The 649-nt window shown below is 60.7% G+C and carries 2 protein-coding genes; one reads left to right on the plus strand and one right to left on the minus strand.

The features are described 5' to 3' along the window. Positions 1–317: helix-turn-helix domain-containing protein (locus tag Q2M23_RS43760; RefSeq protein WP_316399548.1), on the minus strand; the 317-nt coding region annotated here is incomplete at its 3' end. A gap of 39 nt (positions 318–356) precedes the next feature. Between Q2M23_RS43760 and Q2M23_RS43765 the strand changes: the two genes are divergently transcribed. Further along, on the plus strand, positions 357–638 hold the full coding sequence (locus Q2M23_RS43765; RefSeq protein ID WP_076829365.1) for a LexA family protein: 282 nt from the start codon (positions 357–359) through the stop codon (positions 636–638). Positions 639–649: the final 11 nt, after the last annotated feature.

A 649-nucleotide genomic window follows, 5' to 3' on the forward strand; every position in this document is an offset into this window, starting at 1 on the left:
GCGGGCGGCTTGGCGCATGCGGTCGCCACCAGCAGGGCTTCCTCCTTGCCGGTCAGCTTGCGCTCCGCACCGGGACGCGGCTCCTCACTCAAGGCCCGATCGAGATTGCCTTCCACCAAGCGGCGTTTGGTCCGATAGACGGTGGAGGCGCTTACTCTGACGGTCCGGACAATCTCCTCGTCGCGGCTGCCGATGTCGGCCGCCAGCAAAATCTGGGCCCGCTTGAGTTTGCGAGCGGCATGCTTGCCGCCGCTCAGCATCGCCGTCAGTTCCTCTCGCTCGGCTTGGCTCAATTCAACCCGGTACCGTACATTCATCGTTCGCCTCCCTGTCGGAGGCTCCGGACGAATCGATCCATGAGTCAAAAATCAGGCGCACGCTTTACCGAGAAGCAGGGCCATTATCTGGCTTTCATCTATACCTACTCGCACATGTTCGGACGGCCCCCCGCCGAAGCCGACATGCAGCGTCACTTCGGTGTTAGCCCGCCCTCAGTCCATCAGATGATCGTCACGCTCGAACGTAACGGCCTCATTCGCCGTCGAGCCGATATCCCCAGAAGCATCGAAATCCTCGTGCCGCCAGAGAACTTGCCGATCCTAAGCTGGCTCGGTATCAAACCGTCAAAATCACTGTGACGAGCCACTAG

The organism is Bradyrhizobium sp. 33ap4 (genome assembly GCF_032654765.1).
In the GTDB taxonomy this organism is placed as follows: domain Bacteria; phylum Pseudomonadota; class Alphaproteobacteria; order Rhizobiales; family Xanthobacteraceae; genus Bradyrhizobium; species Bradyrhizobium australafricanum.